This window comes from Gardnerella sp. KA00718 (assembly GCF_049244285.1).
Classification (GTDB): domain Bacteria; phylum Actinomycetota; class Actinomycetes; order Actinomycetales; family Bifidobacteriaceae; genus Bifidobacterium; species Bifidobacterium vaginale.
Window position 1 is genome coordinate 608,343 of sequence record NZ_CP058370.1, and the last position, 24,629, is coordinate 632,971.

14 protein-coding genes and 1 tRNA gene are annotated in these 24,629 nt (G+C 43.8%); 8 read left to right on the forward strand and 7 right to left on the reverse strand.

The window, feature by feature from the left end; translation table 11 throughout:
* Positions 1–4: 4 nt before the first annotated feature.
* On the forward strand, positions 5–844 hold the full coding sequence (locus HXT55_RS02395; RefSeq protein WP_004113420.1) for a ParA family protein: 840 nt from the start codon (positions 5–7) through the stop codon (positions 842–844).
* A gap of 239 nt (positions 845–1,083) precedes the next feature.
* Here HXT55_RS02395 and HXT55_RS02400 read toward each other — a convergent pair whose 3' ends face one another.
* A complete protein-coding gene (locus HXT55_RS02400) occupies positions 1,084–1,365 on the reverse strand; it encodes a DUF6725 family protein (RefSeq protein WP_009994887.1) in 282 nt (93 codons plus the stop codon).
* Positions 1,366–2,160: 795 nt separating this feature from the next.
* Here HXT55_RS02400 and HXT55_RS02405 point away from each other — a divergent pair.
* The 5 genes from HXT55_RS02405 to HXT55_RS02425 all read left to right on the forward strand — a co-directional run bounded on the left by HXT55_RS02405 (position 2,161) and on the right by HXT55_RS02425 (position 14,367).
* On the forward strand, positions 2,161–8,313 hold the full coding sequence (locus HXT55_RS02405; RefSeq protein WP_421792789.1) for a Rib/alpha-like domain-containing protein: 6,153 nt from the start codon (positions 2,161–2,163) through the stop codon (positions 8,311–8,313).
* 294 nt (positions 8,314–8,607) lie between these two features.
* Positions 8,608–10,227 carry a SpaH/EbpB family LPXTG-anchored major pilin gene (locus HXT55_RS02410; protein WP_421792392.1) on the forward strand — a complete coding sequence of 540 codons (1,620 nt, stop codon included), beginning with the start codon at positions 8,608–8,610 and terminating at the stop codon, positions 10,225–10,227.
* Between the two features lie 316 nt (positions 10,228–10,543).
* Positions 10,544–11,674: a class C sortase gene (locus HXT55_RS02415; protein ID WP_174190865.1), complete on the forward strand. Its 1,131-nt coding sequence runs from the start codon at positions 10,544–10,546 to the stop codon at positions 11,672–11,674.
* Positions 11,675–11,911: 237 nt separating this feature from the next.
* Entirely contained in the window at positions 11,912–12,718 is an 807-nt protein-coding gene (locus HXT55_RS02420) for a GTP pyrophosphokinase (RefSeq protein WP_004574898.1), read from the forward strand.
* 371 nt (positions 12,719–13,089) lie between these two features.
* On the forward strand, positions 13,090–14,367 hold the full coding sequence (locus HXT55_RS02425) for a hypothetical protein (RefSeq protein WP_004113402.1): 1,278 nt from the start codon (positions 13,090–13,092) through the stop codon (positions 14,365–14,367).
* Positions 14,368–14,515: 148 nt separating this feature from the next.
* Here HXT55_RS02425 and HXT55_RS02430 read toward each other — a convergent pair.
* The 6 genes from HXT55_RS02430 to HXT55_RS02455 all read right to left on the reverse strand — a co-directional run bounded on the left by HXT55_RS02430 (position 14,516) and on the right by HXT55_RS02455 (position 20,651).
* Positions 14,516–14,600, reverse strand: a tRNA-Ser gene (locus HXT55_RS02430).
* Between the two features lie 84 nt (positions 14,601–14,684).
* On the reverse strand, positions 14,685–15,446 hold the full coding sequence (locus HXT55_RS02435; protein WP_004113400.1) for a Bax inhibitor-1/YccA family protein: 762 nt from the start codon (positions 15,444–15,446) through the stop codon (positions 14,685–14,687).
* Between the two features lie 182 nt (positions 15,447–15,628).
* Positions 15,629–16,936 carry a hydroxymethylglutaryl-CoA synthase gene (locus tag HXT55_RS02440; protein WP_421792395.1) on the reverse strand — a complete coding sequence of 436 codons (1,308 nt, stop codon included), beginning with the start codon at positions 16,934–16,936 and terminating at the stop codon, positions 15,629–15,631.
* A 143-nt stretch (positions 16,937–17,079) separates the two neighbouring features.
* On the reverse strand, positions 17,080–18,405 hold the full coding sequence (locus HXT55_RS02445) for a hydroxymethylglutaryl-CoA reductase, degradative (RefSeq protein WP_421780072.1): 1,326 nt from the start codon (positions 18,403–18,405) through the stop codon (positions 17,080–17,082).
* A gap of 191 nt (positions 18,406–18,596) precedes the next feature.
* Entirely contained in the window at positions 18,597–19,847 is a 1,251-nt protein-coding gene (locus HXT55_RS02450; protein WP_004114646.1) for a thiolase family protein, read from the reverse strand.
* Between the two features lie 222 nt (positions 19,848–20,069).
* Positions 20,070–20,651 (reverse strand): xanthine phosphoribosyltransferase, encoded by a 582-nt coding sequence (locus tag HXT55_RS02455; RefSeq protein ID WP_004113391.1) that lies wholly within the window; start codon positions 20,649–20,651, stop codon positions 20,070–20,072.
* Positions 20,652–20,981: 330 nt separating this feature from the next.
* On the opposite strand from HXT55_RS02455, the gene HXT55_RS02460 reads away from it, so the two are divergent.
* Both HXT55_RS02460 and HXT55_RS02465 read left to right on the forward strand, forming a co-directional pair.
* Complete coding sequence (locus HXT55_RS02460; RefSeq protein WP_421792397.1) at positions 20,982–23,828, forward strand: ATP-dependent helicase; 2,847 nt, start codon at positions 20,982–20,984, stop codon at positions 23,826–23,828.
* 374 nt (positions 23,829–24,202) lie between these two features.
* Positions 24,203–24,628 (forward strand): DUF4418 family protein, encoded by a 426-nt coding sequence (locus HXT55_RS02465; protein ID WP_004113387.1) that lies wholly within the window; start codon positions 24,203–24,205, stop codon positions 24,626–24,628.
* Position 24,629: the final 1 nt, after the last annotated feature.

Here is a 24,629-nt window from a genome sequence, read left to right on the forward strand (position 1 = left end):
GTTTATGCCTACTGATTTACTTGGACGCGAATATGAGACTTTCCGCGCGCCCGATGCGCTTACAACGCACGGTCCTGCGCGCATTATTGCTATGTGTAACCAGAAGGGTGGCGTTGGTAAAACCACCAGCTCCATCAATATCGCTGGTGCGTTGAGTCAATACGGTAGGCGAGTTTTAATTGTTGACTTCGATCCGCAAGGCGCTGCAACGGTGGGGCTTGGGATTAATGCGAACGCGCTTGATAACACGGTTTACACGGCGCTTTTTGATTCTTCTGTAGACGTGCACGATGTGATTCGTCACACTGCCACCGAAAACATTGACGTTATGCCTGCAAACATTGATCTTTCTGCTGCAGAGGTGCAGCTTGTTACCGAGGTTGGTCGCGAGCAGATTTTGGCTGGCGTGTTGCGCAAAGTTCGTAACGAATACGACGTTATTATTATTGACTGCCAGCCTTCGCTTGGCTTGCTCACTGTAAACGCGCTTACGGCGGCGGATGGTGTGATTATTCCTGTTGCTGCGGAGTTCTTTGCGCTTAGAGGCGTGGCGCTGCTTATGCAGTCGATTGAAAAAGTGCAGCACAGAATCAACCCAGATTTGCAAGTGTTTGGCGTGCTCGTTACTATGTTTACGCGCACTTTGCATAGCGAAGAGGTTTTGCAAAGGATTTACGAGGCTTTCCAGGGGCGCGTGCTGCATTCTGTTATTTCGCGTTCGATTAAGCTGCCAGATTCCACTGTTGCGGCGGTTCCGATTACGATTTTTGCTCCTGAGCATAAGACTGCTAAGGAGTATCGCGAGGTTGCGCGCGAGCTGATTTCTAACGGCGTTGTTGAATAGCGCTTTGCGTGACGATCTGCCTTCACATTGCGCTGTAGTGCGCGAACGATATTTCCGCTTTTTGTTGTTGATTTTGTGGTTTTGAGCTACAAAGTCGGGAAAACTTTCCGCTTTTTGTTGCTCGACACGCCAATTAGAGCAACATTCTCTCGCGCGACGACCTGCCTTTTTGCTTAAAGCGTAGCACGCGGTACGACACGCTGAAATTCAGTAAAATCGCACTACATAGCTTGCGTAGATTAGCTGCGATGTTTGCGCTCGGGCACGGGCTTTAATCGCACGATTGTGCGCGCGTCGATGAACATTTCTTGCTCGGGTCGGCTTCCGTTTGCTGCCGCGTCTCGCATAAGATGCAATGTTGCTCCGTCCCAGCTGATTACGTGACCAATCGCGTCGTGGTATTCGATTTTTTGCGATTTGGCGTCGGTTGTTTCTTCGCTGGCGTCGGTTGCTTGCGATCTGCCAGTGGCTGTTTGCAATCTTTCGTCGCCGCCTAATTGCGCGACTTTGTATGTTCGCACAACAATTCGTGCGCCAACTGGTATAAACTCTGGCAGAATCTGCCGCCTAATTAAGCTAATCGTAGTGCTGCCTTCCGTGTTATTTGTGTATTCGCGTTATTTGCCGTGTGTTTTGCTTTGACTTTGTTAATTGTATCGCAGTGCTATCAAACTCGTAACGTTTTGCAATACTCTGCAGTGCTCGAACGAATGATCTGCTTTCCCGAGTTTGCGCGACGACCTGCCTGAGCGCTTTTATGTAGTGCGTTTGTATCAAAAACGCTGAAATTCAGTACAATCGCACTACATAGCTGGCGATTTGTGGTCAGTGCGCATCCGAACCACAAGATGTTGTGGTTTTACGACACGCAGGTCACGCAAAACACTTCACCTACTACATAAAACTATTCTGTTATTAGCAATCAATCAATAGATTTTTTTGTAAAAGAGAACGATTGTAAAAACTTTTCCTTAAAGTTCTGTTAAAGTCTATTTTTTCTTGCAATTCGTTATGGGGGGGGGGTATATTTGCTAAATGCTTTTGCTTGAGTACTTTAGTAAAGCTGCGCGTTCTGCTGCTTTATTGTTGTGCTCACATGTGGAATCGCATTAAGCGTTGTTTGTAAATGCTGCAATTGCTAAATGCTAGTTCATGTATTTGAATGCTCTTAGTACTTCTGTACTTGATACGTGTAGTATTCTGCCCAATTTTGGGATTCGTGTAAAAGCAGGGTGTTGCTTATGCAATAGCCGAAATTGCCAAAATGGCTAGGATGTACAAACTAGCCAAAAATGACAATCGAAGGTGAGTCGATTATGTTACCTGCAAAGTTTGCTCGTTTCGCATCTCGCGTGTGCCGCATTGCGCAGAAGGTTTTTTCTGTGAGCGATACTGACAATGCGAATAGTGTGGCAGATGCGTCTGCTGGTTCTGACTCTACCTATTCAACGCGCCCAGATTCCGATTATCACAGTGCGCCAATTTATTCGTACTCAAATATGCAAGTAAATTCTTCATCATCTTCTTTATCTTCATCATCTGAGAATGATTCATTAAGCTCATACGTAGGTAAAACAGCAAGAAAATCGCATATCTTCCGAAACATGATTCTTGCAATAATTGTCACCTTTGCCACCATAGTAACCATGCTCATCGTGCCGCCGCTAAAAGAAGCTAATGCTGCTAATGTTGCTTGGGATTACATTGGTAATGGATATATTTCTCCTGATTCTGTTGCGAGTCACGATGTATATCGTGATTTCGATGTTCAGCCACCAGATATAGATACAATAACAATTAATGGAAAGAAAAAAACGACCATCACTTGGAATGTTCTTTTTAACGCAAATGGATGCAGACTTAAAAAAATAGAAAATCCAAATGCAGTGTGTACTTCTGACAATTTTCAACATGCGTATAATGGTAGACCTGATTTTTATCTTATTTTGCCAAAAAACATCAAGGATAATACCATAAGAATTACGAGATATCGTACAAAAGCTATTCTCGGTATTGGTGGCAACAAGTTTGCGTGGGAATTACGAGGCAAAGATCAAGTACCAAGCGATTTTAATAATGTTTTTAGTAATTCTACGCGCATACCGGGTGATCCTGATTATGATAGTTTCTGGAAAGACTCTATTGAACGATGTGGTTTAGGTACAGATGCAACATGTGAAGTCGATACATGGCGTCGAGCTGGTAATTTTGGTAGATTATTTAAATCTTGGGAACAAGATAACGATGCAGATTCTATTCGCTGGATTGTTACTGCAGAAGTTGAAGATGGCGTTGATCCTTATAAATTACCTTTTATGGCAGGTTGGATTTCCTACACAGGAGATAAGCACAAGTTTACAGTTTTTGGTCCCTATGATCACGATGGTGACGGCATACCAGACTTGGAAGAGTTTAAGTTTGGTTTAAATCCTAAAAATAATGATGATATCCAATTCCCAAAGAAGTCTAAAAATGATGCTGTTTACGGTAAAGTTACTTCCGTAAAGCCGTATATCAACACTGGTGAGTGGGTTGGCAATTCATATTCCGGCGATTTTAAATATTACAAGGACATGCCAAATCAAGGGATCAGAACTACGTCTGAGGTAATTCCAACTGATGCTGGAATAGAATTTACTTTTAAAAAGACCAGTTTCGGTACTAAAGAAGAACTTCCTGATGGTGTTACAAGAGTTAATAATCCTAATAATATGAAACCTGGTGAAGCATATATTAATCCAAAAACAGGCGAAGTTAAGTATAGTCCTAAGCCTTCTGATAGAGGGAAAACCATACATTTTGATGTTCAAATAAACTATCCTGACCCTAGACCTAACAATTGTAAAATGAACAATTCAATTGTGAAGGTTAAAGGCGTTGATATACACGTTGTTTCACAAGCCTCACTGTATAATCCGTACTACGACACTACTACAGTAAAAGCTGGTGAAGGTAAAGATTCTAATTCTCCTAGGGATAGGGGAGGCAAAGCATTCCCCTCTGGCACTAGGTTCAGAGCAGAAACTTATAATAAGTATCAGAATCCACCAACTTGGGCAAAGATTAAGAATGAGTCAACTGGTGTTGTTACCTTCCACCCAAATAAGTGGGTTCCTGCTTCTAAACCTAATCAACCTGAAAATAGACCTGTAGTTGTGTATTATCCTGATGGCTCAACTTCAAAGGATCCTGATTCTGGTAATAATGGTAATCCAGTTAATGCCCCTGTAATAGTCACTAGAGATGCTTCTGAATCAGGTGACTTGCAGCTCCATATTCATAAGAACCAAAATGGTCAAGAGATTGATTACACCAATGGATTCGTATTCCGCAAGAATCGCGATGTTACTCCACAGCCATGGATAGATTCTTGGTCTGTACGTGAGCCTGGAGATATTAGTATTCGTTCTGTGTGCGCTGATACTACGAATCCTATGAGTTTGAAGTATCATCTTAACGGTATTAATGGCATAAAAATAGAAGGTGATACACCTTGGCAGCATGCAACTGATGAAGAACAGGAAAAGTGTCGAAATGGTCAGGGTTGTGCAGCAAACAAATTATTTGATAGCACCGGCAATACCATGGAGCGTACGCGTGGTCATATTAAAGGGAAACCAACAAAGATTGGCAATTATCAGTGTACTGTCTATGCTTTGAAACCTAATGCTTTGAAGAGATTTGAAGAGGCAAAGAAAAAAGATTCCAAGATTGAAAGCTCAGACGGTTCTGCTACTAATATCATTAATACAAATACTTTCAATGGTCTAAGAGAAGGTGTTGATTATACATCTAGAACTGTGCCAATTAAGGTTCACTCTGACGCGCATTATTATAACCCGCAGTACACGAAGGTAAGTGTACAAGCTGGTAATACAGAAGGTGTAATGAATGCTGCTCCAGTAAGCCAAACTGGTGCCAATGGTGTTGCAGCTGATGATCAAAGCCAAAAGGATTTAGTGCAAGACGGAACATATTTGCCAAAAGGCACATGGTTTGAGCTTAAAAAGTATTCTAAGCATAAAGATTCTAGAGAAAAGCCTGTTTGGTCGAATTTTGAAGGAGATCAGAGCAATAAGAAAAATGGTAGTAATGAGGCGAAAGATAAAACTACTGATAAAAGGTATGGAAAGATTACGTTTAAACCAGAAAAGACTACAGAAGCAAGAGATTATTTAGTTCCTGTAATTGTGCATTATCCAGACGGCTCCACGTCGGAAGATTCTGATTCTGGTAATCTCGGAAAGCCGATTTACGCTCCTGTCTCTGTAACTCTTACAGAAGTTGCAGATGATGATTTGAAGTTGAAAGTTTATGATAGTGAAACTCATGGCGGACGACTTATTAAAGATAATGATAAAAATGGTGTGCGTTTCCGTAAGGGTGAAACGTTAGGCGATGGTAGTAATGATACTAAACCAATGTTTTTTGACTCTTGGTCAAGCAAGAAACAAGGAACTATTTACCAGCGAATGCTCTGCTATAAAAAGAATAGGGAAACTGGTAAGCCTGAAAGTTATGAACTTGATGGAATAAACGGTTTGAAGCTTGCAGGTAGAAAAAATGTCAAAGATGGTGATTTGGTTAATGCTGTAGGTGGTAAAACTTCTCAATGGAAGATAGCTACAGAGCAGCAAAAAAAGGATTGTAAAGATAAAAAACAGTGTGATACGAAACATTACTTATATGGTAATGAGAATGATACTACTGCTCGCACTTGGGGATGGCTGCACGGCAAAGTGAAAGATAATGGCGACTTTGTGTGCACTGTGTACGCTATTAAAGAACTTAAATACAATGGAAAAAATGGTGAATTACAAAAAAAGTTTGATACGGCTGTAAATGACTTTGTAAAGAAACCTGGTGACCGTAAGTTTGAAGATGTTGTTAAAAGAGTATTAACAGATAAGCAAGATAAAACAAATCCTCAGAATAGCACTCAAAGACACGTTGATTGGGACTCTGTAACATTCCCAATTCACGTACACTCGGACGCTCACTACTACAACCCTAAGTATGAGACCATTACTATGGAGGCTGGTACTAAGAAAACATCAGAACGTCCAAAGAGTGCTCGTGATGCTAACAAAGCAAAACTTAACCAGAGTGAGGTTCAGGAAGGAGAACTTCCTGAAGGTACTTGGTTTGAGTTTAAGATGTATAAAGGATATGCTCATAAACCTCCATTGAGTTATTCGTTCTTTGAAGATGGGCAAAATAATACTGATAATAATAATTCAGCTAAAAGCAAAGATGGATTATATGGTAAAGTAACATTCCGTCCGCACAAGTGGTTCCCTGCTACAAGTGAGAATAATCCAGATCAAACTCCTGTTGTTGTGCATTATCCAGATGGTTCTACATCAGAAGATTCTGATTCTGGTAACAACGGTAAGCCAGTCTTTGCTTCAGTTAACGTACTTCGTTCTCATGATGAAGATGCTAATAATCTACACCTGAATGTAAGTGATCGTGAAGGTGGCGGTAATTGGAATGATCCTACGATTAACCTTAGTAAGAACGAGGAACTTACAGTTAATAATAGTAAGGGTCGTTGGCTTGATTCATGGTCACAGTATAAGCCTGGTAAGATTAACCTGCGCACTATTTGCTATAGGAATAATCCAGATGGCACTAAGTCTCATTATCAATCTGGTGGCATTGCTGGAATTACTATGCAAAATGTAGAAAAGTGGGATCATACTGAAAATCCTGAAAAGCAGAAGAAATGCGAAGAAAATAGCAATGAATGTGAAGTTAAGCATTTATACGACGACTATATTTCTAACGGTAATTCGCAAAAAACTACCGAGCGTACTCGCGGATGGATTAAGGGTACTGCAAAGGAAACTGGCGACTACGAGTGTGTAGTGTACGCGATTAAAGAGAAGCAGTTCAGTAAAGATACTAATAATTTGCTTACTAACTTTGATAATGCAGTAAAAAAACTTAACAAAGATGCAAGTAAAAATAATACTGATCCTTTAAAAGATTTCCAGTGGAATATTAGTGGCAGTGGCAATAACATTGTTAAGGCTAAAAAAGGTGTCGATTATGAGTCTCGCACAATACCAATCCACATTCACACTCAAGCTCACAACTACAATCCTGTGTATGATAAAGTAAATGTTCGAGCTGGTGATGAAGTACAATCTGGTTTGCCAAAGAATAAGAAGCCAACTGGGAAGCATGTAAATACTAAGTCGCTTGCGTATGGAGCTATATCAGACAGTGTATCGTTCCCTGACGGTACGTGGTTTGAGTTGAAGAAGGATGACGGTAGTGCTGCATCTTCATCTGAAGACGCATATGATTGGTCATTCTGGAAGAATGGTCAGAAGGATAGTAATGCTCCTAGAGATAATAACAATCCGCTTAATCACAATGGTAATGATACTGGAATAGGTGCAGGCTCTAGGTATGGTAATGTTACATTCCATCCAGACGTAACTGTTACTCCAAAAGACCATTATAAGACACATGTTGTTGTGCATTATCCAGATGGTTCTACATCAGAAGATCCAGATGCTGGCAATAACCAGTTTAAGCATGATGATAATGCAACTAATACTATGAACCCTGTGTATGCTCCAGTTAAAGTAACTGATTTGGGCTATAGCGGTAACGATTTGCGAATGAGTCTAACTAAATCTAAAGATACTAACAGTGTGCTTAATGGTAGTAATGATCTTACTGTTATGAAAGGCATTGGTCTTATTAGAAATCCGTTTGTACAAGCTTGGAGCGTAAAAAATAAGACCAAGATTCATCTACGTATGATGTGTTCAAAAGACAACACGAATAAGTGGAGTCGCGGACTTGAGGATACATTGAACATGCATCTGGGTCATGATTATGGCGAAAACACTCCTGAATGGACTTTTGCGACCGAATCTCAGCAGAAAGATTGTAGAGAAAATGGAAATTGTTCTGCTGACCATGTTTTGTATGGAATGCTGAATGCGAATAATACTCAGGCAGGAAGCGTGGAAAGTTCAACCGCTCGCAGGGAAGAAGAAATCGAAGGTGCTCCAAAAGAGACTGGAACGTATGTTTGCTCTGTTTTTGCACTGAAAGATAATGCGCTTACTGCTTTTAATCAAGCTGTTAAAGATGGTATTCCTCAGAATGATGGTAGTTATTCATCAACCGATATGTGGAATGTAAAACTTGCTGGCGTAGCGCAATCTAGAGACTGGGATCGCATATCCTTCAAAGTACACGTGGTCGAACAATTTAAGCTGCCGAAGACAGGCGGGGAAGATTGCGTGAACTGGAACATGCTGATGAGCGTGCTGTGCGTGATTGGCACGGGCGTGATGGCAGCTGGGTTCTTCCTTGAGCAAACCAAGTGGGGGCGCGCGATGCTTGATGCGTTGTTGCGTAAGACACTGATTAAAGATTTTATCTGCAAAACTGCCAAAAAGCTTCGCGCTTTAAGGCGACGTAGCGAAAGGTGGCGATGCTGATGAAAAAATTTGCACGCAATCCTGCTAGTCGGCTAGTCGAAAGAGTAGCGCTGGCTTGCAAGCTTGCGGTGCGATTCTCGCTAAAACTTGTTGCGTACTACGATTCGCGTAAACATTAGCGCGATGAATAATTGTGGCTCGTTCGCAAATTGTGGATCGATCACGAACCGTGGCTTGCTTACAGATTGTGGCTTGCCTATATATCGCAACACAAAATAAACAATAAACATTAAACAATAACCGTATTTTCCTCAAAAACCTGCCCAAAAGGGCACTGATATAAAGGAGAAGAAAGTGAATAAGTTCACTAAACAATGCGTTGCCGCGGTGGCTTCGCTCGCAATGGCTGGCACGCTGTGCGTTGCTGGCGCCGTGGTTGCTGGCAGCTCCGCTTGGGCTGCTCAGACTACATGCAATAATGGTGCACCTTGGTCTGATGCTTGCAAGACTCAGAAGGGTTCCATCACGATCACTAAGTATGAATATAAAGGTGATAATGATAAGTCTAAACCTCTTAAGAATGCAAAATTCAAGGTTTACAAAGTAACGAACTTTGATTTAACTGATTATAAGAATTGGCTGACTGTTGCAAGCAAGGTTGAATCTGTTAACACAAATCCAAAAGAAGCTAATGGTTTTACATTTGATGCTGGAACAGAAAAAACAACTAATGATACAGGTGAAGCAAAATTCGGTGATCTTGCAATTGGTTTGTATAAAGTAGAAGAAACTGAAGTTCCAGAAGGATACGAAAAGCTTCCGAAGCCATTCTATATGACTATTCCAGAAGTCACTCGTGTTAATAATTCAACAGATAATACCTACAAGTATAACGTAACTGTTGATCCTAAGAACGCTTACACTAAGGATGCTGTTAAGAAGACCGTTGATACTAAAGGCATGGTTGGCGTAAAAGATGATTTGCCATATACCATTGAAAGCGCAATAAAGACAAATAGCGATACACCTTCTGCAAATGTGACAAAGGAAGATTTTGATGGTTTTGCAATATGGGATGATGCATTAATTAGTGCATACGATTCTATTGATGCAAACGTAGTCAAGAAAGTTTCTATTGGTGATACTGAGATTAAGAAGGAAGGAGGCAAAACCTATTACGAGGTTAGTGTAAGCGATAGTGACGTTGATAAAGCGACGCGTAAGCGCATTAAGATCACATTTAAAGATGCTGGTCTAGAAAAGATTGCAGAAGCGTATAAAACAAATGTATCTACGAAAGTGAAAGTAGAACTTAAGTTTACACTTAAAGATAGTGTTGCTTCAGGAAAGCTTATCAACAAGTATGGCTTCCAACCAGGATATAAGAAAGGTACTCCTGACACGGATAAGCCAAAGCCTGTAAACCCAACTCCTGATACAAAATCCGAGGTAACTCTTCGCGAGTTCCAGATTAAGAAGGTTAATGGAGCAAAGGAAAGTGAAGCTCTTAAGGGCGCAAAGTTTGCAATCTTTGCTAAGAAGGCTGATGCAGAGTCCTGCAAGAACGATTCATCTCGTACTGCCGATAACTGCAAGAATAAGTCTTCCAAGGGTTTTGATACTGATACTGAAACTGCTGAAAACACTGGTTTAACAAAAGCTGGATTTAAGGCAAAGGTTGGCGAAACTTTCTACGTTGTAGAAACTAAAGCTCCTGATGGTTTTGCTTTGTCTCCATCTATAGACGAAGTGACCATCCCAGCTGCTGAATCAACTGATAATGTTTATACCTATACTTTCAAGGATCTTCCAAATGGTGGTCCTGATGGGAATGGTAAGAATTGGTTCAAGCTTCCAAAGACTGGTGCTGCTGGCGTGATTATCTTCGCTCTCGTGGGTCTTGGTCTTGTGGGCTCTGGTATGTTCGTATTCCTTAAGAATCGCAAGAAGGAAGAAGAGCAGCAGGCTGCGTGATTTGCTCAGTTGATTAGCAAATCATAAAGATTGAGTCTATAAGATTAAATCTATAAACGATTGAGTCTATAACGATTGAGTCTAGGGCAAAAACCCTAGACTCAATCCTATGTGGACTGTTAAAACAACAAAACCCGTCGTTTTCCGCTTTTTGTTGTTGATTTTGTGGTTTTAAGCAACATTTTCGGTAAGTTTTTCCCGATTTTGTTGTTAATTTTGCCGTTTTGAGCAACAAAAAGCACAAAATCCCACTGCGTTTGTAGCAAAATCAAACCAAATATTATCTTTCATTAAATAGCTTGAGCTTGGAGGAGTTATGAAGCTAGCCGATATTAGCAATTGGTGCCACTCGTTGAGCGAGCGCGCTGTTGCTAAATTGTTTAAGAATAAGGCGAAGCGTACCTCCAGTGTGGCTAGCACGAGCAGTGTGGCTGGTGCGAGTGATTTGCTAGCGGAAGAATCGCAAGCAGCCGAAGAGCAAACTCCACGATCCAACTCAAGCAAAAATATAAACCAAAATACACTTAAAACTAAAAAAATAACTAAAAAGAAAAGCGCACTGATGCGTATCCTAGAGCCGATTGCGCTGGTTCTTGCAGGCATTTTGTGCTTTAGCTACCCTGTGTGCTCAACGCTGTGGAACAATCACGTTTCGAAGGAGATATCGACAGCGTACGACAAGTATAATCACGATCAGGCTGGCGACGTGCGGCGCGCGCACATTCGCGGCGCAAAGCGCTACAACGCAACGCGCAAAGACATGCTCACGCGCGACCCGTACGGAGGCGACGGTCAGGAAGATATAACTAACACGCCTGGATACAAGCGTTATCTTAAAACGCTTGAGGAGCCGATGGGCATTATCGGCATTATAAAGATTCCGAAGATTGGCGTAAAGCTGCCGATTTACCACGGTACAAAAGAAGACACGTTGGCGCGAGGCGCGGGGCACTTGTACGGCACGGATTTGCCAGTGGGTGGTAAGGGGCGGCATACTGTGATCACCGCGCACACTGGTTTGCCGAACGCAACCATGTTTGATTCGCTAACAGACCTTAAAAAGGGTGACTACTTTTATCTTGATGTGCAAGGGGAGACCTTGCGTTACAAGGTGTTTCGTATAAACGTGGTGGATCCGCACGATATAAGTTTGCTGCAGCGCGAGAAGGGGCGCGATTTAGCTACGCTGCTTACTTGTACGCCGTATGGTGTGAACTCGCATAGGTTGCTGGTTACGGGGTATCGTGTGCTGCCGGACCCTGTTGCGCCGCCAGAAGACCATGTGCAATGGCCGCTATGGATGACGTTGTTTGTTATTGCGATGATATTCTCGGCGGCGATTCTTGCCATGATGATCACTGTGGTTGCTGGTAAGAGGCGGCGTAAGTGGGATATTCGCGGCAAGCACATACTGTGGGTTGGGCGCGGCGAGATTAAACTGCGCTAGCGCTATTTCCCGATTTTGTAGTCCAACACGCTGTTTAGAGCTAGAAAGTGCGTCACATCGTTCGCGCGGATTAGCCGCGCTCACGTCTTCGCCGCGCAGAAGCAGTGCTTCTGCCTTGAGCGGCTCAGCGCTCCGAATTGCCTTCGCTCGCTACGCTTTAAGCGCGAAGGCAGGTCGTCGCGCATATTCTCAGGCGATTATCAGACTTATAACAAAATTACGAGTAGAATAAGAACCGTGATACTTGATCGTCATAATCGTTTAAATTTGGCCGAACTTTACGCCAGCTTGCAAGGAGCGGGAGATGGTGGGGCGCCAGACGCCACCGCGGAAAAGTCGCAAGCAACCGCTGACGAAAAGTCCGCGCAAAAATCACCTATAAAAAGCGAAACGCCGCATCTTCCGCCCGATCAAATGGACGAATTCGTAAACATGATGCAAGTGTACGAAGGCGCGATGTACGAAATAAGCACGAAGCTGGAGATTTTGGACGGCGAGTTTCAGGTGCGATTTTCGCACAATCCCGTGCATCACATGGAGCGGCGACTAAAATCCGTGCACTCGATTTTTGAGAAGCTACGCCGCAGAAACCTAAGCATATCAACGCGTTCGATTCGCGACAATCTGTTCGACGTGGCTGGAATCCGCGTGATTTGCAACTATCGCGACGACGTGTACGCGGTTGCGCAATACCTTTCCAAGCAAACGGATATTCAAGTTTTGCAGGTTAAGGATTATATTAAAAACCCAAAGCCGAATGGGTACCGCAGTTTGCATGTGATTTACGCTGTGCCAGTGTTTTTGTCGTCGGGTGCGCATTACACGCCTGTGGAAGTGCAATTCCGTACAATCGCAATGGATTATTGGGCGAGTTTGGAGCACGCGTTGCGCTATAAGGCTGATTTGCCGGACGCAAAGTTGGCGGAGCATTCTAAGACGCTGCTTGAGTGCGCGCAGAATTTGCAGGCAATTGAGGCGCAAATGCAGGGTATTCATCGCGATATTAATGGTGCGCCGCGCGTGGAGGATGCGCCTGAGTCGTAACAACTAATGCGCGACGACCTACATCTCCGCTTTTTGTAGCACGACACACCATTTTAAGCAACATTCTCGGGAAAATCGTCCGCTTTTTGTTGTTGATTTTGCCATTTTGAGCAACAAAATCGGGAAAACTTGACGCTTTTTGTTGCTCGACACGCCATGAATCGCTACAAAACGCGCGGTTTTCAACGGTTTATAGCCTTTAACCACATTGCTAAAAATCTATTTACAAGCGCAACGCCGCCACTTATTATCGGTCTATGTTTACTAACAAAAATTTCTCATATGGTGCAGAGGAATCTTGTAGAAATACAAATCTCCCTGCCAGACTCATGAACAATTTACTTGAGTCGGAGCGAAATAATTCATGCCTAATGGCGTCGCGTTTCAACGATCGCTCAATTCTGCGCCGATATCTTAAGTCTGGAGAGCTGATTGAGCCTTACAATGGCTTCTACGCTATTCGCGATCACTGGAATCGATTACTGTACAAAGATAAAGTCAAGCGTATTGCAGTCACTCTTACAAATAAGATAAAGATAAAAAAGTGGAATTTTACTGGCGAAACTGCCGCTGTGCTTTTGGGGCTGGAGGTGGTTCACTTGCCTTACATACATCATTCGCTTACCGAAATATATGTGTCGTCTAGTTATGCGGAAAAATTTGCTTCAAATTGTAAAAAATCTGCTTTGGACAAGAAAAAGTCGGTGCGAAGTGCATTTAGACATAAATATAACCGACTAAAACTTTCAGACATAATAGAGGATGAGTCTGGCATAAGGCTTGATGATTTTAATAAAAACAGCTATAAAAATGAGGCGGCGTCGTCATTTGGCCATACTTTTGGGCATATTCCGACTGCTGAAGAGCTTGCGATTAGTCATGTTGCCAGCATTTACAACGTTCTCTACGTGTGCGCTTGGAAGGGGTCGTTCTCCGAGTCGCTAGCAACTTTCGATTCTGCTGCTCGAAAAGGTGAAGATCTTAACAAAATTTTGCGTGTTTGTCGTAAATTTTACGGCTCCATGGATTGTTGTAGCGATACGCCGCAGTTCTTGAACAGTGTTCAGAATCCAAAAAACGCGGATTTTTATGGTGTAAATTATTCTCCTATTAACAATCCAAATTTTCTTGGCACCGATGAATTTGATGTTTTGTCGCGAATGGAGACTTTGGTAAACTATGCGAACCCTAAGAGCGAAAACGGCGGAGAGTCACTTGCGCGGGCGATAATGCTTGAGCTTGGTTTTGTGGAGCCAGAGTTGCAGCACGAGTTTCCAAACCCGAATTATCCACAGAGTCCATATCGCGCAGATTTTATGTGGAAAGTTAACGGAAAAATTATTGTTGGAGAGTTTGATGGCACTGATAAATATTTGATTGAAGATAGAACTTTGCTTGATAGCCGCTCGGTTGCTTGCGACTTGCGTACTGAGTATTTTGATGGAAGTGTTGAAAATGTCAACAACTTCAGCACAAATAACTTATATAGATATAATCGTGATGCAGTTAGGAAGGAACGCAATAGAGAGCGGTGTCTTATGGATTGCGGAGTTGTTAGGGTTGTGCGATTTGATTATTGCGATATCTTGAATCCGATTGAGTTTAAGAAGAAGCTGCTTTCTGCGGGAGTTCCTGTGGCCGTTGCGTGATTTACAACATTCTCGATTAATCATCTACGCTTTTTGTTGCTCAACACGCTGATTAGAGCTACAAAAACGGGAAAATCTTCCGCTTTTTGTTGTTATAAATGGAAAGAACAAAAAAGGGTTTCTAGCAAATTGCTAGAAACCCCGTTCGCGGATGAGGCGAGATTCGAACTCGCGGTAGGTTTCCCTACAACGGTTTTCAAGACCGTCTCCTTAGACCGCTCGGACACCCATCCATGTGTGATTGCTACGCAATATGCGCATCAATCACACAAGCGAATAGCCTACCATAATCCCTAGGAAAACGCACATACTCGTATCTAGTCGCGCCTATTTCCCAGCAACTCCAGCAAGTACACAAACATGTTGATGAAGTCCAAATAAAGATTAAACGCGCAAATAATCGAAATACGTTTAATCATTTCTGGCTGATCAGCATACGCTTCAAAAATCGCACGAGTTTTCTGTGCATCGTAAGCCGTAAGACCTGCAAAAATCAGCACTGCAATCGCAGCAATAAATCGCATTGTTCCAGCACTTGGAGCAACAAACATAAGAATTACCTGACTCACGCACAACACCAGCAAAGCCACCATAAGAATCGGGCCAGCCTTAAGCATATTCACTTTTGTAGTGAGCGCAAGCATTGTAAGGCACAGGAAGAATCCAGCAGTTAAAGCCAAAACCATTGCAATAGAGCCGAGACTAAACACAGTAAAAATCGTACTAAGCGTAAAGCCAGTAAGCGCAGCATATACATAGAACATCGCACGCGCAGCAAAAACGCTCATTTTCATAACGCGCATTCCAAGAACAACAGCAAGCACCACTTGCGCAATAATAATGCCGAAGAATCCAAATCGACCCGTAGCATACAAGTAAGAGTAAAGCGCACCCGTACTTTGTGTAAACATTGCCACAAGCGTTGTAACTATTAAGCCAACGGTCATCTCTGCGTAAACGCGACGCACGCTCACGCGCTCAGCATGCTCGCGCACATAAGTAGCCTGCGCGTCTACAATTGTTGGGTTTTGCGCAAAATTGCCAGCATAATTGCCGTTAAAATTTCCAAAATCTCCCATAAATCCTCCTAAAATTCTGTAAGACTCTGTATAACTCTATACAACTATATAAACCCTTGAAAATTTGATTATAGTACATTTGTACGAAACGCGCAATATCAAAATATTGACAACAAAGTGCGTCAATTAACTCCGCTTTTTGTTGTTTGAGACGTGGTTTTGAGCTACAAAATGCGGAGAGACTAGATAGAACGATAGTTACGCTCTTGAGATGCGATGGAGTCAAGTACGAATCGCGCGCCACTTCGATTCTTCTGGCTGCTTATAAAATCCTGCGGAGAATAAGGCGCTGCGCTGTTAAACATCTCCTCGTATTGCGAAACGCTTAATTGCGTGCGATTGTTTAGCGACTTTAAGTGCTGATTAGAAAACAGCGCGCTACGCCAGTCTGGAACAAGTGTTGCGCTAAAGAATTCTGCTACAGCGCCAGAACCGTAGGAGAACAAGCCGATTTTTTGACCTGAGAGTAAAGGAGACAGGCATGTCGGCGATTCGTTTGTGTGTGTTGCGGAAGATAAGTCGCAAGAAACCTCACTATCGCCATCAACCGCAGAATCGTCAAAATTCTTAAAATAATCGTAATCAAGTAAAGAAATTAATCCTAAATAGAGTGAACCAGTGTAAATATTACCGATTCGGCGACTATATTGTGTGCTGTCTTGGTATCGCGCAAGAAGACGTTCGCGCGTATCGCTTGTAATAGGCGCGCTCGACTTTTCCTCCAACCCAGCTCGAAGCGCTTTAAGCCCCATTTTTGTGTATGGAAGATGGAAGCAAATCGCCTCAAAATCGTTGAAATTGCAGGCGTTTTCCGCACTGTACCGCTGCCACACGTCGCAGAACATGCGAATGTATTGTTCGGTTGAAAACTTTCCGCGAGCCAACGCCGTGCTTTGATATACGGGACGCCAAAAATCCTGGATTTCCGCCGATTTTACAACGCTGTCGTCGTTGATTTGCAACACGTGTGGATTCTCGCTTACAAGCATCGCCACAGCACCAGCGCCTTGCGTCACCTCGCCAGGAGTGCCAACGCCGTAGCGCGCAATGTCTGCAGCAATCACCAAAACTTGCGCGCCAGGATGCGTCAAAACGTAGTCACGAGCCATCATAAGCGCCGCAGTTCCGCCATAACACGCTTCTTTTACTTCCACGCAGCGCACCCACGAGCTAAGGTTTAGAAGTTTGTGAATATAAAGCGCGCTGGATTTGCTGGCGTCGACGCCGCTTTCTGTGCCAACGATCACCATTTTGAGGCGGTTGCTGTCGATGTACTGCATAAGCGGCAGAGCAGCTTGAGCGCCAAGTGTTACGATGTCTTGGTGGTTTGGTGGCACTGCCTGTTGGCTTTGACCGATTCCGATTGTGAATTTGTTCGGGTCTATTCCGCGCTCAATCGCAAGGTCGCGCATGCTTAGATAGCAATTTGGGGTTGCGAAAGTTATGCGGTCGATTCCGACTTTTGGCGTGTTTTTTGAAGTATTGCTCATGATTTCCTATTTTTTTTTTAAGGCGATTTTTTTTAAGGACGATTTTAGTGGTGTAAATTTTACGGCGTGGTTGCTGGCGACTTATCCCAAACAGAAGGAAGTCGCAGTTAACCGAGTAACACGTGTAATTATCATTTTAAACTCTAAGTATTTTTGTCTTTTCGCAAATTATCAAGAATCATCCTTGCAGAATTCGTGTTTAAATCGGAAGAATTTTCGTTTAGAAGCGCGTGCACAACTTTTTGAATTTCGTCTCCGCGCGCTCCAGATGCTATAGCGATATTTGCGGCTTGAAGGCGCATGTGACCAGCTTGGATTCCAGGACCTGCGAGTGCGCGAAGAGCCGCCAGGTTTTGCACGAGTCCTACGGCTGCTAGAACGTTACGGAAATCATTGGCGTTATTGACTTTAGAAACTTGCAGCGCGACTTTTGACATTGGGAGCGAGGCGATTGCGCCGCCCACTGTGCCGATTTGCAACGGGATTTCGATGCGACCGTAAAGGATTTGACCTGAATTTTGCAAGGTCCAGGTTGAAAGAGGCATGTAACGACCAGATTTTGCTGCCCATTCGTGTGCGGCGGCTTGTAATGCGCGCGTGTCGTTGCCAGATACGAGTGCTGCTGCAACTATTCCATTTAGGATTCCTTTGTTGTGGGTTGCAGCACGCTCCGCGTCTACGGCGGCCAGGGAGCTTAAGGCGGCGATGCGGCGCGCAAGGCGCATGCCGTCGGCATCTCCAGCCGCGGCTGTTTTTGCGCTAGTCACAAGCGCTTCTACGGGTATGCGCACTTCGGCGACTGTTGCCGCGCGGCTGGAGTTGGCAAGAATTGCCACCAGCGCCTTGCGTCCAACCCAGCTTTCCAGCTGGGTTTTAACAGCTTCGCCAATGGTGTTTGCTATGTTTGCTCCCATTGCGTCGCATGCGTTTATGTCTAGTGTTAGCTTGGCGAAGCCTGTTAACGCCGCCGCCTGCGCGCGTTCTAATCCGCCGCCGCGTTGGTATATTGATGGGTGTGCGGAGCGCGCAACCTCACTAATCGCCGTGCGTTTTGACTCATTACGCATTATGCTATCTAGTTTTTTGGCTACGCTTCCGTCCGCGTCTTCAAAAACTATTTGTGCGCGCGTAACGTAATGTGCGCTGTGTGCTACAACGCCGTTTTCTAGGCTTTTTGCTGCGATTTTTGCACCGTTGCATGCGGCAGCGATTACGGATGGCTCTTCTGTAGCCATCAGCACGTTTTGCATAACTCCGTTTACTTTTAGGCCGCGCACAACGCCTACTGGCAGGCTGAATCGCCCGATTTGGTTTTCGATCATGCTGTTTGCAACGCTTGCAGGAATGTTTGTTTCGCTGCTTTGCGCGAGTTGTGCGAGCAGAAGTTGCGTGTAATCGCCGCTAAGCGTGCCTTCTGATTCCAGCGTTTTTATGCGCTGTTCTACGCTTAATTCTCGAAAAGCTGCCATGTTTCTCCATTTTTTTTTGACGTCATTTTCGCGATTTTCACTTTTGCAATGTTGCTTTGACGCTATTGACGCTATTCAAGTCGCCGGCAACCGCCACATTCACCGCCAGCAACCGCGCGTATCACAACACTCCGTATGCGTTCTGCGACTTACTTCGCGCGTGTCACAACACGTGCACGTCTATCACACGTCTACTTTCGCATCCTAACTTGCATGCTCACTCCAATTCCGCCTCCCACGCACAGAGCTGCAACACCGTTTTGCATGTGATTGTCTCTAAGTGCGTAAAGAAGTGTTGTTAAAATCCTGGCTCCGCTAGCGCCCAAAGGATGCCCGAGCGCAATCGCGCCGCCTCTTATGTTCAGTTTGCTTTCGTTGATGTTCAGCTGCTGGCACACGGCTATGCTTTGTGCGGCAAACGCTTCGTTAATCTCAAAAAGGTCAATGTTTTCAACGGTGTAGCCCGTGTTTTTTAGCATGCGTTCCATAACGTGTTTTGGCGCGTAGCCCATAAGGTCTGGACTGATTCCACCTTCTGCAAATCCTACGATTTCTGCCAAATAGTCGATTCCGTGCGCGATTGCGTAGTCTTTGCTCATTAAGACGAGTGCTGCTGCGCCGTCGTTTATGCCGCTTGCGTTTCCGGCTGTTACAGTAGGAGAGTGTTTTGCTCCAGAATACGCCTCGCGAGTTTCATCTGCCTCGCGCATTCCACCAGTTTCGCACCTGTCAAAATCCGCCTCAAACAACGTTTTAAGCTTAGAAAGTTTCTCTATAGAAGTGTTGGCGCGCGGATGCTCGTCTCTGTTAATCACAGTTCCGTCCAAAAGCTGCACGGGTGCAATCTCCGCGTCAAAATCGCCGTTATTTTGCGCGAAAACGGCTTTCTGGTGCGATTTTAACGCAAAAGCGTCTTGCTGCTTGCGCGTTATGCCAAACTTCGCGGCCACGTTTTCGGCAGTAACTCCCATTTCTTTGCCAGTAAAAGCGTCACAAAGTCCGTCTTTTTTTAGTCCATCAACCAGTGCGCTGTTGCCGTAGCGAAGGCCACCAAATCGCACGTTTTGCGCGTAAAACGGCACGTTGCTCATGCTTTCCGTGCCTCCAGCAACTACCACTTTTGCATCTCCCATGCAAATCGCAGATTGCGCAAGGCGAATGGCTTTAAGACCAGATCCGCAAACTTCGTTGATTGTCATTGCGCAACTTGACTCGTCAAGCCCCGAGCTAAGCGCGATTTGGCGCGCAACGTTTTGACCGCTGCCTGCTTGAAGTACGTTGCCAAAAATTGCTTGATCTACAGATTTTGGACTGATTTTTGCGCGTTCGATTGCGGCTTTTGCTGCGATTGTTCCTAACTCAACAGATGTGAGCGATTTCAACGCGCCTCCGAATTTTCCTATCGGTGTGCGCGCTGCGCTTACAATCACAACATCACTCATACGTTTAGCCGCCAATCAGTTGAAAACTAGCCGATTAAAGCTATCTTGATCAAGCTATCTTATTGAAAATTATTAAAAATTGCATGTTGAAAGCTAGCACATTTAGAGTAATAGGTTTCAAACACCAACCGAACTACTTTATCGTATTTTTACGCAAAATTGCGATTTGTGAAGAATTATGTTTAATTTTTTCACAATTTGCGCACAATCATATTGACTTGGCTATTGGCGGAAGGTGATTGACCCATCGTTAGGATCCATCGACTCCACAATCGCCAGCGAATCCAAGTCATATCCAGCTTCGCGCAACGCATCTCCGCCGCCTTGGAAGCCTTTTTCAATCGCAATGCCAATGCCAGCAACCGTGGCTCCAGCGTGATCGCAAATGTCAATCAACCCTTGCAAAGCTTTGCCATTAGCCAAAAAATCGTCCAAAATTAAAACGCGGTCGTCTGCGCTCAAATATTTTCTAGACACAATTACAGGGAATTCGCGTTGCTTTGTGAACGAGAATACGGTAGACACGTATTGATCGCCATCCAAGTTGATTGATTGCGCTTTCTTTGCAAAAACCACTGGAACGTTGCCAAAATGACGCGCAGCAACGCACGCGATTCCGATTCCCGAAGACTCGATTGTTAGGATTTTGTTGATTTGCGTGTTTTTAAAATGCTGCGCCCATGCAGCTCCCATTGCGTCAAAAAGCGCGCAATCGCACTGGTGGTTAAGGAATGCGTCAACTTTCAAAACATTTCCTGGCTTAACAATGCCTTCTTTTTGGATACGTTCTTCAAGTTCTTGCACGATTATTCCTTTCAAATTGCGCCGTGTTTTGCGTGTGCAGCGGTATCTGTATAGCTTACCCCCCGCTTTGACTCATTTTGCGCGCCAACCTGCCGTAGCGCCCGCGCATTTTGTAGCTCTGGGCAGCGTGTTGAACAACAAAAAGCGGAAAAAGACGACGGGTTTTGTAGCGATTCGTGGCGTGTTGGACTACAAAAAGCGGAAGGTGATTCCGTATTTTGTAGCTCGAAATCGTCGCCGTGCAAAACGCACGATTTGTGTTTGGCTGCCGTTCGTTAAAATTGGTTAGAGTTTAATTTTTGCGATTTGGAACACGGGAGTGAGGGGCTTTTGAGCAAGTACGGTTACGATTTTGATTTGTTTGGCAATCCAGAAGATGCCGACGAGCAGAGCGATGCTTCTATTAGCAATGCTCCTATTAGCGATGCACCTATTAATAAAGATATGACGAGCGAAGTTTCTGCTTCTACGGTTGCTGGCGATTTTTCCGCAAAATATTCAAATTCCGTACAATCTTCCCAAACAGCTCAATCTTCTGCCGCTGCCCAATACGCTCAAACATCCGCACAATCTTCCAACATTCCTGAAATCAACCCACAATCGCTTTTAGAAGGCTTAAATCCACAGCAATCCAAGGCTGTTCAATACACTGGCCCAGCGCTTTTAATCGGAGCTGGCGCAGGCAGCGGCAAAACGCGTGTTCTTACGCGCCGAATCGCGTGGATTTTGGCTAATCGCAAGGCGTGGCCGAGCCAAATTCTTGCAATCACGTTTACAAATAAAGCGGCTGCGGAGATGCGCGAGCGCTTGGCGAGCTTAATAGGCAATAGTGCAAAGAGCATGTGGGTTTCCACTTTCCATTCCGCTTGCGTTAAAATTCTTCGCGCTCATGGCGATTCAATCGGCTTAAAATCAGGTTTTTCTATCTACGATTCTTCCGATTGTGAGCGTCTTGTTAAAATAATCGCATCCGAATTGAATATTGATATTAAAAAGTTTACTCCTAAACTTTTATTGTCTAAGATATCTGAGTTTAAAAATAATTTGGTTACTTGGCAGGAAAATCTTAAAAATTACGCACCAGATTATAAGCCAGGCGCGTCTGTATCTGGTGCATCTAGCTTTAATGCTGCTGGCAATGCTGATGCGCTTTATGCTGCTGTTTACGCGGAGTATCAAAATAGGCTTAGCGTTTCGAATGCTGTTGATTTTGACGATTTGATTATGTTAACGGTTAAGCTTTTGCGCCAAAATCCGCAAGTTAGCGCGTATTACAAGCGAAAGTTCCGTTACATTTTGGTTGACGAATATCAGGATACCAATCACGCGCAATACGTGTTGATTCGTGAGCTTGCAGGTGTGGATGATTATTCCACTGATTCCACTGTTTCACCAGATTCCACTCAACTTCCGCAATCTTCAATCACGGTTGTTGGCGATTCCGACCAGTCAATTTACGCTTTCCGCGGTGCAGATATTCGCAATATTCAAGACTTTGAGCAGGATTTTCCAAGCGCTACAACAATTATGTTGGAGCAGAATTATCGCTCTACGCAAACCATTTTGGATGCTGCAAATGCTGTGATCTCCAACAACGCTAATCGAAAACCTAAAAAGTTGTGGACATCTTTAGGCAAAGGTTCGCCGATTGTCGGTTATGTAGCAGATAACGCGCAAGGTGAGGCTTCTTGGGTTGCTCAAGAAATCGCGCGTTTGGCAGGCGAAGATGGCGTAAACTATTCAGATATTGCGATTATGTATCGCGCAAATTCGCAATCGCGTAGCTTAGAAGATGCGCTTATTAAGTCGGGCTTGCCTTATCAACTTGTTGGCGGAACTAAGTTCTATGAGCGTCGCGAAGTCAAAGATGCGCTTGCTTACTTGCAGTCGATTGCAAACCCTGATGACGATGTCAATATGCGCCGCATTTTAAACGTTCCGAAGCGTGGTCTTGGTGCGCGTGCTGAGTCGCAGATTACGTCTTATGCAAAAGAAAATTCTATAAGTTTTTGGTCTGCTCTTAGTCAAATAGATAAGATTGCAGAACAAATTGGTATTTCATCTAGAACTTTTAATGCGCTTAAGAGTTTTAGGGATCTTATGACTTCGCTTATTGACTTTATGAAAGCTAACGATTCCAAGCCTTCTAAGGTTGTGGAGAACGTGCTTAACGAGAGCGGATTGTTGCAGGATTTGCGAGAGTCTAAGGACCCTCAAGACGAATTTAGAGTAGATAACTTGTCTCAATTACAATCTGTTGCAGCCGAGTATGAGCAGAATACGCCTGATGCTAATGTCGCTGGTTTTTTGGAGACTACGGCTTTGGTTGCGGATTCTGATCAGCTTCCAGACCAGGGCGAAGATACTGGAAAAGTTACGCTTATGACACTTCACACGGCTAAAGGTTTGGAATATCCTGTTGTGTTTTTGACTGGAATGGAGCAGGGCACTTTTCCTCATTCGCGCTGTGTTGACAATCAAAAGGAGCTTTGCGAGGAGCGTCGTCTTGCATACGTTGGCATAACTCGCGCTAAGAAGATTTTGTACGTCACTTGGGCGGCTGAGAGATCGCAATGGGGCAAGTCAGCGGAAATGATCCAAAGCCAGTTTTTGGACGAGATTCCTGCCGATTTGATTTCTTGGAAGCGCAAGGAAGCAGATGTTATGCGTGCTGGGCTTAGGGGAGCGGGCAGTGATTTTGACCGCGATTTTGACAGTGATTTTGGAAGCGATGGCGGTTGGGACGACGATTCGTACACCACTTACGGCGGATCGAGTTACAGAAAATCGCATTATGGCAAGTCGTATGGCTCAAAGTCTTATGGCTCTAATTCATATGGCAGCTCATATGGCAAGTCGTATGGTTCAAAGTCTGGAAAAGTCACCACTCGCATCGCCAGAAAATCGAGTGCATCATACCAGCATCAATCATTCACTTCAAATTTGCAGTCATCTTCATCATCATTGTCTTACAAAAAACAAGGTTTGCAAGAAAAAGACAATCACTTAAACATCAACGATTTCCACGAAGGTGATAAAATTTCGCACGACACTTACGGTCTTGGAACTGTTCTTAAAACGCAAGACAAGGGAAGAAACTCAATTATTACAGTTGACTTTGGTTCGGATGGTGTAAAAAGACTCATGTTAAGAGTTGCACCAATTGAGAAATTGTAAAATTGTAAAATTTTTTGTTTTATAAATGTTGCACTTAAAATAATGAAATCCTATTGAAGATTACTTTAAATTGTCAATTGTAATATTGTTATAACTAGTGCGCGATTATATACACTAAAACAAAATATTCAAGACTTGTTTTCTATTAAGCTATACGAAAAAATATAAAAGTAGGAAAAATATAGAAGTAGACGAAACCGCAAATGTGTAAGATTCGTGACTCAAGAGTAAGTCGATTAAGCTCTTAAACATTGCGATTGTATTTATAAAGAGATTTTAAAAGGCGTGGCGCTTACAAACGTAAGTGCCGTAAAGCGTGTTGCGTTAAAAAGCAACACTAAAAAATAATAACTAGATTTAATGAGGTATTTATTATGAAAAACAAATTATTCGCATCGCTTCATGCAATTATTTTTGGAATTCTTATTGCTATAGCGCCATTGACATTTGCAAAACCATGCTCAACTGGAGGCATGCATAAAATGCAAAAAATGCCTATGATGATGCAACCTATGGCATGCTACTACACCAGCCGCGTGGCTATTGGAATTGGCGTAGTTATTGCAATTCTAGGCATTATTGCGCTATTTGTTAAAGAACACGTTCGTGCTGGCTTAAATATTGCTGTAATCGTTAACTCTCTGTTTATGATCGCTACTACAACATTCCTTATTGGTGTTTGCAAAAGTCCAATGATGCATTGCGCATCTGTTATGCGTCCAACGTTGATTGTGCTATCTGTACTAGCGTTGGTGTTTGCATCCGTTAGCGTGTATCTTGACACTAAATCTGCTTGCTAGT